General features: G+C 54.8%; 11 protein-coding genes and 1 pseudogene. 6 read left to right on the top strand and 6 right to left on the bottom strand.

Translation table 11 applies throughout. The features are described 5' to 3' along the window. The first annotated feature begins 17 nt into the window (after positions 1–17). Positions 18–593, top strand: coding sequence for a VPLPA-CTERM sorting domain-containing protein (locus BJL95_RS05290; RefSeq protein WP_071156068.1), 576 nt, complete (start codon positions 18–20; stop codon positions 591–593). Between the two features lie 110 nt (positions 594–703). Here BJL95_RS05290 and BJL95_RS05295 read toward each other — a convergent pair. Then, positions 704–1042 (bottom strand): annotated as a pseudogene (locus BJL95_RS05295) (DUF1016 N-terminal domain-containing protein); the annotation flags it as partial. A 48-nt stretch (positions 1043–1090) separates the two neighbouring features. On the opposite strand from BJL95_RS05295, the gene BJL95_RS25070 reads away from it, so the two are divergent. The 5 genes from BJL95_RS25070 (at position 1091) to BJL95_RS05315 (ending at position 7840) form a co-directional block, all read left to right on the top strand. Further along, entirely contained in the window at positions 1091–1258 is a 168-nt protein-coding gene (locus tag BJL95_RS25070; RefSeq protein ID WP_175463651.1) for a hypothetical protein, read from the top strand. A 191-nt stretch (positions 1259–1449) separates the two neighbouring features. Beyond that, positions 1450–3795: an EcoAI/FtnUII family type I restriction enzme subunit R gene (gene hsdR, locus BJL95_RS05300; protein WP_071156072.1), complete on the top strand. Its 2346-nt coding sequence runs from the start codon at positions 1450–1452 to the stop codon at positions 3793–3795. Between the two features lie 96 nt (positions 3796–3891). Then, the gene (locus BJL95_RS05305) at positions 3892–4332 is read left to right on the top strand and encodes an endonuclease domain-containing protein (RefSeq protein WP_083385684.1); all 441 of its coding nucleotides are present in this window, start codon (positions 3892–3894) and stop codon (positions 4330–4332) included. A gap of 84 nt (positions 4333–4416) precedes the next feature. Beyond that, positions 4417–5886 carry a class I SAM-dependent DNA methyltransferase gene (locus tag BJL95_RS05310; protein ID WP_071156074.1) on the top strand — a complete coding sequence of 490 codons (1470 nt, stop codon included), beginning with the start codon at positions 4417–4419 and terminating at the stop codon, positions 5884–5886. A gap of 214 nt (positions 5887–6100) precedes the next feature. Continuing rightward, positions 6101–7840: a restriction endonuclease subunit S gene (locus BJL95_RS05315; protein WP_071156077.1), complete on the top strand. Its 1740-nt coding sequence runs from the start codon at positions 6101–6103 to the stop codon at positions 7838–7840. A 634-nt stretch (positions 7841–8474) separates the two neighbouring features. On the opposite strand, the gene BJL95_RS05320 is transcribed toward BJL95_RS05315, so the two are convergent. The 5 genes from BJL95_RS05320 to BJL95_RS05340 all read right to left on the bottom strand — a co-directional run bounded on the left by BJL95_RS05320 (position 8475) and on the right by BJL95_RS05340 (position 12455). Further along, positions 8475–8801 (bottom strand): hypothetical protein, encoded by a 327-nt coding sequence (locus tag BJL95_RS05320; protein ID WP_071156078.1) that lies wholly within the window; start codon positions 8799–8801, stop codon positions 8475–8477. A 291-nt stretch (positions 8802–9092) separates the two neighbouring features. Continuing rightward, entirely contained in the window at positions 9093–9671 is a 579-nt protein-coding gene (locus tag BJL95_RS05325; RefSeq protein ID WP_071156080.1) for a DUF2452 domain-containing protein, read from the bottom strand. Between the two features lie 541 nt (positions 9672–10212). Further along, entirely contained in the window at positions 10213–10449 is a 237-nt protein-coding gene (locus BJL95_RS05330) for a TIGR02450 family Trp-rich protein (protein WP_064024693.1), read from the bottom strand. 110 nt (positions 10450–10559) lie between these two features. Then, positions 10560–11690 carry a S1C family serine protease gene (locus tag BJL95_RS05335; protein ID WP_071156137.1) on the bottom strand — a complete coding sequence of 377 codons (1131 nt, stop codon included), beginning with the start codon at positions 11688–11690 and terminating at the stop codon, positions 10560–10562. 297 nt (positions 11691–11987) lie between these two features. Next, positions 11988–12455, bottom strand: coding sequence for a hypothetical protein (locus BJL95_RS05340; protein WP_071156082.1), 468 nt, complete (start codon positions 12453–12455; stop codon positions 11988–11990). Positions 12456–12762 lie beyond the last annotated feature (307 nt).

The raw sequence follows: 12762 nt of genomic DNA on the forward strand, positions 1-12762 counted from the left end.
AATTGGGAGTTAAATCCATGAAAATAAAAACCTTGCCCGCCGCATTCACCCTGCTGGGCGCGCTCTGTTTCGGCGAAGGCCAGGCCGCGTTAGCCAACCACGTGTTCTTCGATCCAAGCAGCCTGGATGTCAATCTGGGGGATACCTTCAGCTTGGTGTTGAAAGGCGAAGCCTTTAGCGGCGGGCTAGACGGCGGCTCGGTGGATCTGAGCTTCGACAGTGCCATCCTGCAAGCCGATTCGGTGGTGGTGAATGCCACGTTGTGGAGCTTCATCAATCAACCCGGCACGATCGACAACAGCGCCGGGAAGATCGAGTTTACCGATTTCAGCCAATTCGGCGCCAATTTGAGCAGCGGCTCGTTCGACATCGCCACTTTCACCTTTGTGGCGGTCGGTAGCGGCTCGAGCGCGATTAATCTGTCGGTGAACAATCAAGACCCCTTCGGCTCGGCCGGCAATGTCATCACCCCGGATTTCAGCAACGCGCTGATTAACGTCAGCGGAATTTCCAACGTACCGCTGCCCGCTTCGGCATGGTTGATGTTCAGCGCGATGGCGGGCTTTGTGACGCTCAAGCGCCAACGAAAATAAGCGAACGCGCCCCCCAATAAAGCCGGCGGACCGCGCTTTCCGGCCAAAGCATCCCGAACCGCGCGAAGCGATTTCGGGATGCGATGGAGCCGAGTTTTAAAATGTTTGAATCATCTGTACACGCCCTTCGCGGGGGTAGTCGCCCACGGATATTCGATAGCCCGCTCGGCGTAGCGCTTAAGGTTTTCAATGTCCTGCAATTTGCTGAGTATCACCAAGTTGTGGCCCCATGGCAATTGTCCAACAAGCTGTTGGACAATTTCGGCGTCGGGCCAGGCATCCACGAAAGCACGCATGTACATCAGATTGGCACGCGAAAAGCCTTTCATGTCCCGAAACGCGACGCGCAAATCGTGCGAAAGCCGTTCGATCACCTTATCGCCCCAGCCTTGTTGCGCTTGCCGCTCCAATATGTCGCGACCGATTTGCCAATACAGCAGAATTAATTCGCAGCTGACGGATAATGAACAAGGCGGTGACTGGCCGCCGGAGCATAAATGTCGCTTACCGAACTACCCAGCGCCTGTCGCCATTTGCTTGGCCGGTGGCCGTTGATAAAACCCATCGAGGCAACGATATGGTTAGCTGACGCCGTGCAACGCGTGGTGCAAGCCAGCACCGTGATGGCGGGATATACCATTGTCGCCGATGCACCGAATCCATAGGCTGCCCCGCTTTATCGGCCATTCGATTTTACCCCTTTCCCCCGTCAGCCATTAAATCGATTCTTGTCGTTCGTTCCGTGACGACCTCCGTCCAATTGTTGTCACACCGAATTTTCTAACATTGATGTTATTCTTTCCCTTCTGCCGGCTATTTACTGACGCGTGTCTCCGCTTAGATAGGATTCTCAATTATGGACATTAAGGAAAAGAAAGCCCTAAGCGAAACCGACATCTGCGACCTTTTCATCACCCCCGCCCTTCGTGACGCCGGCTGGGATGCGATGCGACAAATCCGCCGCGAAGTCACCTTAACCCCCGGCCCCATCGTCGTTCGCGGCAATGTTTCCTCCCGCAATAAGAAAAAGAAGAAATTCGCCGACTATGTGCTCTATTGGGAACCCGGCGTGCCGGTTGCCGTCGTCGAAGCCAAAGACAACAACCACACCGTCAGCCACGGCCTGCAACAAGCGTTGGGTTATTCGGAAATTCTGCAAGTCCCCAGCGCCTTTAGTTCCAACGGCGATGCCTTTGCCGCACATAATAAAGTGCCCGCACCCAACGAAGACATCGAAACCGAATTCGCGCTTGATGCGTTTTTGCCACCGGACCAACTCTGGCAACGCTATAAAAAGTATCGCGGCATTGCCGACGAGTCCGAAAGTTTGGTCGTTCAGCCCTATTATGAAGACAGCAACAGTAAACAACCGCGCTATTACCAAGTAGAAGCCATTAACCGCACCATCGAGGCCGTAGCCAACCATCAAAAGCGCGTATTGCTCGTAATGGCCACCGGCACCGGTAAAACCTACACCACCTTTCAAATCATCTGGCGGTTATGGAAGGCCAAACAGGTTAAGCGCGTGTTGTTCCTGGCCGACCGCAACATTCTGGTCGATCAAACCCTGGTCAACGACTTCAAACCGTTCGGCTCGGTGATGACCAAAATCAAAAACCGCAAGCTCGATCCGTCCTACGAAATTTACCTGGGTCTGTACCAAGCCATCACCGGCACGGCGGACGAAGACAAAATCTTCAAAAACGTCTCGCGCGATTTTTTCGACATGATCGTCATCGACGAATGCCATCGCGGTAGCGCCGCCGACGATTCGGCCTGGCGGGAAATTCTGGATTACTTTAAAGACGCCATTCAACTTGGTTTGACCGCCACCCCCAAAGAAACCAAATACGTGTCCAGCACCGATTATTTCGGCAAACCGGTGTACACGTACAGTCTGAAACAAGGCATAGCAGACGGCTTTCTCGCGCCTTACAAAGTGGTGCGCATCGACATCGATAAAGACGTCGATGGCTGGACGCCGCCAGCCGGCATGACCGACGACCTCGGCAACAGCATCGAGAACCGCACTTATACCCGCGCCGACATGGACCGTATTTTGGTGCTCAACCAGCGCACCAAACTGGTCGCCAAACGGGTCATGAAATACCTACTGGCGACCGATCCTTACGCCAAAACCATCATCTTCTGCGAAGACATCGACCACGCCGAACGCATGCGCGTCGCCATCGTCAACGCCGCCGGCCAACTCGCCATCGACAACCCCAAATACGTGATGCGCATTACCGGTGACAGCGTGGAAGGCAAAGCCGAGCTGGACAACTTCATCGATCCGGAAAGCACCTTCCCGGTCATCGCCACCACTTCGGAACTGCTCACCACCGGCGTCGATGCCAAAACCTGCAAGCTGATCGTGCTGGATAAGACCATTAGCTCGATGACCACTTTCAAGCAAATCATCGGTCGCGGCACGCGCATTGACGAAGAATTTGGCAAGTTTTTCTTCACCATCATGGACTTCAAAAAAGCCACCGAACTGTTCCGCGATCCAGATTTCGACGGCGAACCGGTAGTGATCTACGAACCCAAAGAAGACGACGATCCCGTGCCGCCCGACCCGGAGCCTGAAGACGAACCGGGAGGCGAAGAAATCGAAGAACCCACCGGCGCCTACAAAATCCGCGTCAGCGGCGTAGATGTCAAAATCCTTGCCGAGCGCGTCGAATATCTCGGCCCGGACGGCACGCTGATGACCGAATCCTACCGAGACTTCAGCCGCAAACAGATTCAATCCGAATTCGCCTCGTTGGACGAGTTTCTGCAACGCTGGCACGGCGCCAAGAAAAAACAGGCCATCATCGAGTTGCTGGAAGAGCACGGCATTGTGCTGGACAACCTGGCCGCCGAAGTCGGCAAAGATGTCGGCGATTTCGACCTGATCGCCCATATCGCCTACGACCAGCCGCCGCTGACCCGAAAGGAACGCGCCAACAACGTCAAAAAGCGCAATTACTTCACCAAATACGGCGACCAAGCCCGCGCCGTGCTGAACGCCTTGCTGGACAAATACGCCGACGAAGGCATCGCCAGCCTGGAAAACGCCAAAATCCTCAAACTCAAACCGTTCAGCGACATCGGTACCCCGGTGGAAATTATCAATCAGGTTTTTGGCGGCAAAGACCGCTACGAAACCGCGATACAAGAACTGGAGCATGAGCTGTTCAGCAACCAGTCTCGCTAGCTTTCCCCCCCTCTCCTGCTGGATGCCTACAGGGATGTAGGTAGTAGAGCAATGCAGGAGCAATTGCCGAGAGGGCCGGGGTGAGGAGAATAAAAATTGACCCTAAACAGCAATGCCCGCAACCTCAGAAAAAACCAAACCAACGCCGAACGCCTGCTATGGCAACACCTGCGCAATCGACAACTATGCGGCCAAAAATTTCGTCGGCAATTTGCCATCGAGCCATTTATCGTCGATTTCGCCTGCCTGGAGGTAAAATTGATCGTTGAACTAGATGGCGGTCAACATACCGAGCAAGTCGAATACGACCAGCACCGTACCGAACAATTGCAGAAACGCGGTTTCAAAGTCATTCGCTTTTGGAATAACGACGTTTTGCAAAATACCAACGGGGTTTTACAAGCGATCCAGATGGAAATTTTAACTTTTACCAATAACCAAACGCCTTCTCCCTCAGGGACGACTGCATGGATGCAGGAGGTAGAGCAAAGCAGGAGCATTTGCCGAGAAGGCAGGGATGAGGGAAATCAAAAATAACGGCGAAGCCACACTATCGAATTTCCCCTCACCCAACCCTCTCCCTCTGGAGAGGGCTTTAGACCCCAGGACAAATAAATCAGCATGAGCAACGTTTCCGGCATCATCAAATCCATTCAAGACATCATGCGCAAAGATGTCGGCGTCGATGGCGACGCCCAGCGCATCAGTCAATTGGTGTGGCTGTTCTTTTTGAAAATATTCGATGACCGCGAACAAGAATTGGAATTAATCGAAGACCACTACCAATCGCCGCTACCCAAACACCTGCGTTGGCGCAACTGGGCGCAAGACCCGGAAGGCATGACCGGCGACGAACTGGCCGACTTCGTCAACCTGCAACTGTTCCCCACTCTTAAAGACAAACTGCCGCTGCATGGCCCGGCCGGCAAACGCGCCCAAGTCGTGCGCGATGTGTTCGAAGACGCCTACAACTACATGAAATCCGGCACCTTGCTGCGCCAGGTCATCAACAAAATCGGCGAAATCGACTTCAACAACACCGCCGACCGCCACACCTTCGGCAGCATTTACGAACAAATCCTCAAAGACCTACAAAGCGCCGGTAACGCCGGCGAGTTTTACACCCCGCGCGCCGTCACCCAATTCATCGTCAACCGCATCGACCCAAAGCTTTCCGAAACCGTGCTCGACCCGGCCTGCGGCACCGGCGGCTTTTTAAGCTGCGCCATCGACCACAAACGCGAACGCTACGTCAAAACCGAGCAAGACGAACAAACCCTGCAAGCCTCGATACGCGGCGTCGAGAAAAAAGCCCTGCCGCATATGCTCTGCGTCACCAACATGATCCTGCACGGCATCGACACGCCGACCAACATCCGCCACGACAACACCCTCAGCCGTCCCTACAAAGACTACGGCAACGCCGACCGCGTCGAGGTCATCATCACCAACCCGCCGTTCGGCGGCATGGAAGAAGACGGCATCGAAAACAACTTCCCGGCCCAGTTCCGCACCCGCGAAACCGCCGACTTGTTCATGGCCTTGATTATCAAACTGCTCAAAGACAAAGGCCGCGCCGCCGTGGTATTGCCGGACGGCTTTCTGTTCGGCGAAGGCATGAAAACCCGCCTCAAGGAAAGCCTGCTGACGGAATGCAATCTGCACACCATCGTCCGCCTGCCCAACGGCGTGTTCAACCCCTACACCGGCATCAAAACCAACATCCTGTTCTTCGACAAAGGCACGCCGACGCAAACCGTCTGGTATTACGAACACCCTTACCCGGACGGCGTGAAGAGCTACAACAAAACCAAGCCGATGCGCTTTGAAGAATTTCAAACCGAAATCGACTGGTGGGGCAGCTCCACCGACGGCTACGCCAGCCGCCACGCCAGCGAACAAGCCTGGCCGGTGTCGATAGACGACATCAAAGCCCGCAACTACAACCTGGACATCAAAAACCCGCATGTCGGCGAACAAATCAGCCACGACCCGGACGAACTGCTGCAACGCTATGCCCAGCAACAACAGGACATCGGCCAATTGCGTGACCAGCTTAAAGCCGTTTTGCAAGAAGCTCTCCAACGCTAGTAACTTTGTCCCTTCTCCCCGTGGGACGACTGCATGGATGCAGAAGGTAGAGCAAAGCAGGAGCATTTGCCGAGAAGGTTAGGATGAGGGTGATCCGAAATAATTGCGAAGCCGCATTATTTAATTTCCCCTCACCCCAACCCTCTCCCGCTGGAGAGGGAGCAGGCAATCCCCTACAGACAACTCAATCGAATACCCAATAGCAACATACTCAATGACAGATCTAATCAACCAACATTTGGACATCTGGACTTCAGCAATTGCCAGCAAAGCCAGCATCGGACGCGGCAATAAATCCCCCTCTCCAGCGGGAGAGGGTCGGGGTGAGGGGAACTCAACCAACTCCCGCAACACCAAATACACTGCTTACGGCATTAAGAAGCTGCGCGAATTGATTTTGGAATTGGCGGTGCGGGGGAAATTGGTGCCGCAAGACCCAACCGACGAACATGCAGGTGAGTTGCTAAAACGAATTCAGAGCGAAAAGGATTATTTGACAGCAAAAGGTAGGACAAAGAACAAAAAGCCATTGTCAGAAGTTTCAAATAAAGACAAGCAAACCCAAATACCTGCTGGTTGGATATTGGCAAGAGTTGGCAGCTTATTTAACGTTGTTTACGGTAAAGGCTTATCTAACTCAGAGCTGACAGATGATGGCTTCGATGTTTTCGGAGCAAATGGGATTATTGGAAAGTATAAGGAATATTTATACCAAGAACCTCAGCTCCTAATATCCTGTCGTGGCGCATATAGCGGAAAACCAAATATTTCTCCAAAACTCTGCTTCATTACCAGTAACTCTCTAGTTTTGGAAAACTCATGGAAAAATCTAAGCCTAAAGTTCATTTATTATGCGTTAACAATTGCAGATAAAGAAAAGATCGTCACAGGAAGTGCGCAACCGCAAGTAACAACAACTAATCTCGATCCATTTCCTATTTTAATTCCGCCACTCGCCGAACAACACCGCATTGTCGCCAAAGTCGATGAATTGATGGCGCTGTGCGATCAACTGGAGCAGCAGCAAACCGACCACCTCGCCGCCCATCAAACCCTGGTGCAAACCCTGCTCGATACGCTGACCCAAACCGTCGACGCTGCGGAATTCGAGCAAGCCTGGGGCCGCATCGCCGACCACTTCGACACCCTGTTCACCACCGAATCCAGCATCGACCAACTCAAACAAACCCTGCTGCAACTCGCCGTCATGGGCAAACTCGTTCCGCAAGATTCCAACGATGAACCGGCGAATGTGTTGCTAGATAAAATCGTAAGCCAAAAAGCTCGTTTATCCGAAGACGGCATCATTAAAAAACAAAAAGCGTTGCCTAAAATATCTGAGAAAGAGAAGCCATTTGAAATTCCTACGGGATGGGCGTGGGCACGATGGGATGATTTTACGGAATGGATGACTTATGGTTTTACACGGCCCATGCCGCATGTAGAATCAGGACCAATAATTATTACGGCTAAAAATGTGCAATATGGTTACATTGATATAAAAGATGTCGACTATACGTCCAAGGATGCCTATGCCGATCTCAATCTAAAAGATAAGCCGAAAATTGGAGACATATTGATAACTAAGGATGGTTCCATCGGTCGAGCTGCAGTAGTTAACTTAGATCAAGAATTTTGCATTAACCAAAGCGTTGCCGTTCTCTGGTTGAGGTATTGTCCATTTAATAGGGAATTTTTAGTTAATGCCATTCATAGCGGATATTTGCAGAATTTAATATGGGAAGCAGCGGCCGGAGCAGCCATAAAGCATATTTCAATTACTAAGTTCGTCCAGTTTCCTATTGCTATACCGCCTCTAAATGAACAACACCGCATCGTCGTCAAAGTCGATGAACTGATGACCCTCTGCGACGCCCTCAAAGCCCGCATCGCCGCCGCGCAAACCACACAACTGCAACTCGCCGACGCGATTGTCGAGCAAGCGGTGGCCTAAGCGGCTGTTTCTCCCTCTCGATGGGACGACTGCATGGATGCGGGAGGTAGAGCAAGGCAGGAGCATTTGCCGAGAGGGCCGGGGTGAGGGTGATCAGCCCGTTTCCCCCTCACCCTAACCCTCTCCCTGAGGGAGAGGGAATTTGCGCCTCACCTGCAAAATGAACCGCCAAATTATCACCGAACCCGCTGTATCCCGGTGCTTACAGGATCAGCCGCATTTTTCGACCACTACGCCGACTTCAACACCTGGCTGGAGGACAGCGACGACGCCCAAGCCCGCGCGATAATTTGGGTTTAGGCAATCTGTCGCAGCCGGCCAAAGCGCTGTTTGCCGGCGACAAAGCCAGCGATGAGCACCGCTGGGAGCGCAATATCGAACACTTCGAACCCTTGCGACGACAAACGGCTTGGCGTTGCTGTGGTAAACGATCGCATCGCCCCGGTCAATAAAAGTCAATGGCAAGCGGCTTTAGCCGCGATTGACAGCGTTCCGACACCGGATTGGTGGCGACATCCTGTGCCTTTCATAGTAAAAACATCCTGAAATATCCAAGCCTTCCGGCTAGCGTGCGGTAACCGCTGACAAAACGCCAATCTGCTCGGATAACACTCCGCGCTTCTCCCTCACATGGTCAATGCTTCATGCCGGACACGCAAACATCGCCGCTAAACAGCCGGCATTCCAACGCGAACAGCGAGCGATGCCTGGTTAACAGGCAAGCGTCTGATTCGAACACCGGCCGACCAGTGTTTAACACCCGCGTTCCGTGAATAAACACCGGGCGCCCGCCGATGGACATGCGACGATCTGTTTCGAACACCGAGGCGTCGCCGATGGACAGGCAGTCGTTTGCGTCGAACAGCGGCGCGTGTCCGATGAACAGCGGCCCGCGCCTCTTGATCGGCGACGCTTGCGTGGTGAAGATGAAAGCTTGCGTGTTAAACCATCGACGTTGCATGTGCATCGCGGATGACTGCGTGTTCAACAGACAGGTCTGCCTGTTCGGCGGAGAAACGTAGATGTTTAGATGGCAACGCTGACGGTTCGGATAAGAACCTTGCGCATGCAAACGACGGCGTTGCCTGTCGCGATGAGATCATTGCGGTTCAAACACGGCCGCGCGACTGTTCAAACGGCAACGCCCCCGTTTTTTTATCCCGTCGTCTGTTTACCGGTATGTTGTTGGGCTTGTGCCTGACCGATTTTAAATTTCCGGCAAGGCCCAGGTTATCGGCGCGGCAAAGTTGCGCTATTCGGTTTGAATCAGCCGCCGCTGCTTTTCGGCTTGCCGAAAGCTCAAACCCAAAATGCCGGATTTTTGCATCGATTGCTTCAGCGAATACGCCAACGCCGAGGCCAGCACTCTGGCGTAATACGGCAGGGTTTCGACGTAGACCGGCAAAGCGTCTTCGATTTTTTCGGCCTGTTGCAGCGCCTGTTCCAGTTGCCGGCGGCGTTCGGCGATCGTTTGCAGGAATGCCCGGTCGTTGGTGCAATCGGCGGATAGTTCCAGGGTCCAGGTCAAATCGGCTTGTAACTCGCAGGCACCGATAAATCGGCCAGACCGATCCGGCGACCATTGCGCCGGCGCGATCAACGACAGCCGATATTCGCCGTCTTTCAGATACAGCCAATAGGTTTGCTTGGCGGTCGGTTTGAAACGAATGTGGCTGTTCAACACGAACAACGAGGTAAACAAGTCGCTGCTGATTTGCCGCAGGCTTTTGGCCGGGGCGACCAATTGGTTCCGGGCCTGCTGCAAGCTGTCCAGCACGGCGACGTTCCCCTTCCCCTGCGGATTGGCCGGTTTCGCGATCGAGCGGGTCATTCGAGTTTTCCTTTGGCTGGTCAAAAATCCAAGTCGATGCCGGTTGGTTTGGCGTGGAGGGCATTGTATCGATTCGGCGTTTGGATGGGAGACGTTCCCTTCGACTCCGCTCAGGGACCGGGTAGTTCTACTCTTGGCTCCGCCAAGGAACCTTGTGGCTCGATTTTGGGACCGGGTCGCTCCGCTCGGGGGCAATGTCGTTAAGTTAAGGATTGACCGTTCGTCCTGAGCCTGTCGAAGGGCGAATAGTTAAGCCGTTCATGGCCCGATGGTTCGACAAGCTCTCGGCAACTGCTCCTGCGTTGCTCTACCTCCCGCATCCATGCAGTCGACCACGTACGGCTTAACTTAACGGCATTGCGCTCAGGGATCGGACGGCGCCTGTTAGGAAACGGCCACATAACGACCAACTCCGCGCGGCTAAAAACCGGCCCGTGCCCTGAGCGGAGTCGAAGGGAGCGGAGTCGAAGGGAGCGGAGCCGAAGGGGCGGACCGATTGGCTTGGTCGGAAAACCGCGCCAACCCATTCATCGACAGCCCCTCAATGCCAGCCCTGCCGCCACGTATCCGTATCCAGCAAAGCCCGCCACGGCAGCCGTTGCCTGCGCCGGCTATGCACCGCTTCCAATTCAATCAATTCCAATGGCGCCGCCGGGTCGTCCGGCCATAGCACTTCGCTGACGATGAAGTGTTTTTCTTTACGCCGAGGCGCCACGGCGGTCCATTTGCTGAGCAGCAATTTGCGCGGATTGAGTCTGGGCGGTTTGCTTGCGGTCATGGTTAGTCACACGAGTGGTTCGTCTTGTCAGCTTACCAGCCGATCGCCGAATGGCGAGCTAGCTGGCAACCGGGCGCGGGGGCCTCGCGCGCCCGGTTGGGGGGTAGGCATCAGTTCCCCGGTTGCAAGGTCACTTCGACTTCGCGCGTCCGGCCGTTGTTGACCAGCCGCACTTTGACGACGTCGCCGACTTGCCGATCGTCCAAACGGGCGAACAATTTGGACAGGGAATCAACATCCTTGCCGTCGATCGCGACGATGACGTCGCCGGGCACCACGCCGTCCGGCGCGATTTCGACGCCCCGCAAGCCGGCTTGATCGGCCGCCGAGCCGGGTTGCACCCGCAGCACCGCGACACCGGCGGTGCCGGTCAATTCGGCCAGGCGCTCGTTCATTTGCTGGTCGATCTCAATGCCCAGCGCCGGGCGAATGTATTTGCCTTGTTTAATCAACTCCGGCACTACCCGCATCACGGTATCGACCGGCACAGCGAAACCGATGCCGGCCGAAGCGCCGCTAGGGCTGTAAATCGCGGTATTGATGCCGATCAAGCGGCCGGCCGAATCCAGCAGCGGACCGCCGGAGTTGCCGGGATTGATCGCCGCATCGGTCTGGATCAAATGCTCGACTGCCGGGCCGTCCTGGCCGCCCAGTGAGCGGTCCAGCGCCGAGACGATGCCGCTGGTCAAGGTCCAGTCCAAACCGAACGGATTGCCGATCGCGAATACTTTTTGCCCGACCTTGAGGTCGTTACTGGTACCGACCGGTACCGGCGGTGGCCGTTTGAAGCCGACACCGATTTTCAACACCGCGATGTCGTGCACCTGGCTGGCGCCAACCAGCGCCGCTTTATAGTCGCGGCCGTCGGCCAGTTTGACCGTGGCTTCGTTGGCGCCGGCGATCACGTGGAAATTGGTGACCACGTGGCCGGCCTCGTCCCAGATAAAACCGGAACCGGAGCCCTTGGGCACCGAGAATACGTTGCGGGTCCAGGCGTCGCGCACCAGCGAGGCGGTGGTGATGTAAACCACCGAGTCGCGGGATTTTTCGAATAGTTCTATCGTGCTTTTTTCGTCGGCGGCCAAATCGCCGCGCGCCGCGACGGTTCTGACCGGCGCCGGCTCGGTCGGTGTTTCCGGCCGCCAATGCCACAGCAGGATCAACCCGGCCGCCACCGCGCCAACGGCGATCAGGCGTTTGACGAATACATCGGCTGAATGGGAATTGGGAGAATGTTGCATGGTGACCTCCGGCTTGGTGGTTCCCGCGACGGTTCTCGGAAACCTCAATCTACGCTTTGCACACTGGGCGGCTGGCTTGAATCTCGCCAGCAAGCGGCGCTACATCCACAGCATGGTGAGCGATGGCATAAATTTCAAGCGGAAGCTTCATTTTGATTGGCGAAACTGAGCCGGCCAACGCTCACAAACCACGACGGCCTCATCCAAATCGGCCAACCGCTGTACTGCTCCAAAGCTAGCCGACGGCGAAATCGGCCCCGCCGGTTTGGGATCACACCGCCGGCGGGGTTTTAGCGCTTAGTAGAACAACACCGACGCGGTGCAGTTGAGGTCGATGTACTTCGAAGCATTCACAACGCCAACAGGGGGTTCGGTGGTGAATGGCGTCTGTACGTGGGTCAAAATCAGCTTGCTCGCGAAGCGGTAAGGCGCATTGCCGAGATTGATTTGCGGAATGACCAACGAAGCGTGATCCACGCTGACATCCGGGATAAAGCCCAAAGTTACCTCCCACAGGTCGCCAATTAAGGTCGATTCCACGGAAATATCGGTATCCTGGTAAGAATAACTCTTCTTACCCAGCTCCAGATTGAGCACGGTGGTCGCCGGCAGGATGCCGACTTCCGATTTACTGCCGACACTGAGGGTTAGGCTGGCCCCGCGACCCACGCATTCGTAATAATTCGGTTGTTGCGCGGCGTCAGCGGCACTCAGCCCCGCGCCTAACAGCGCGGCCGTCATAAATGAGGTACGTAATAGTTTCATGATAACTCCTGTTTGTCTTGGAAATGCTCGGACAATCGATTGATCGAATCCGACTACGCTGACCAGCCGCTCTAGCAACATTCATCAGCGGGTACACAATAACCGCAAATCCGTGTCCCGGAAACCCTCCCTAAGTAGGGTATTTGCGCGTTAGGCCCATTGAGTCGTCAAGTAAAAACTCGATAGGGCCGCGCCCGCCAAAGCTCTAACGACCAAACGACGGTTTTTGCGCCGGAAGAAGCCTATGCTGAATCGTTACAAGTCACTTAGAGAGGTTTCGGCCGGAACCGAGGCCTTTCCAACTTAA

It is taken from the genome of Methylomonas sp. LWB, assembly GCF_001856095.1.
GTDB lineage: Bacteria > Pseudomonadota > Gammaproteobacteria > Methylococcales > Methylomonadaceae > Methylomonas > Methylomonas koyamae_A.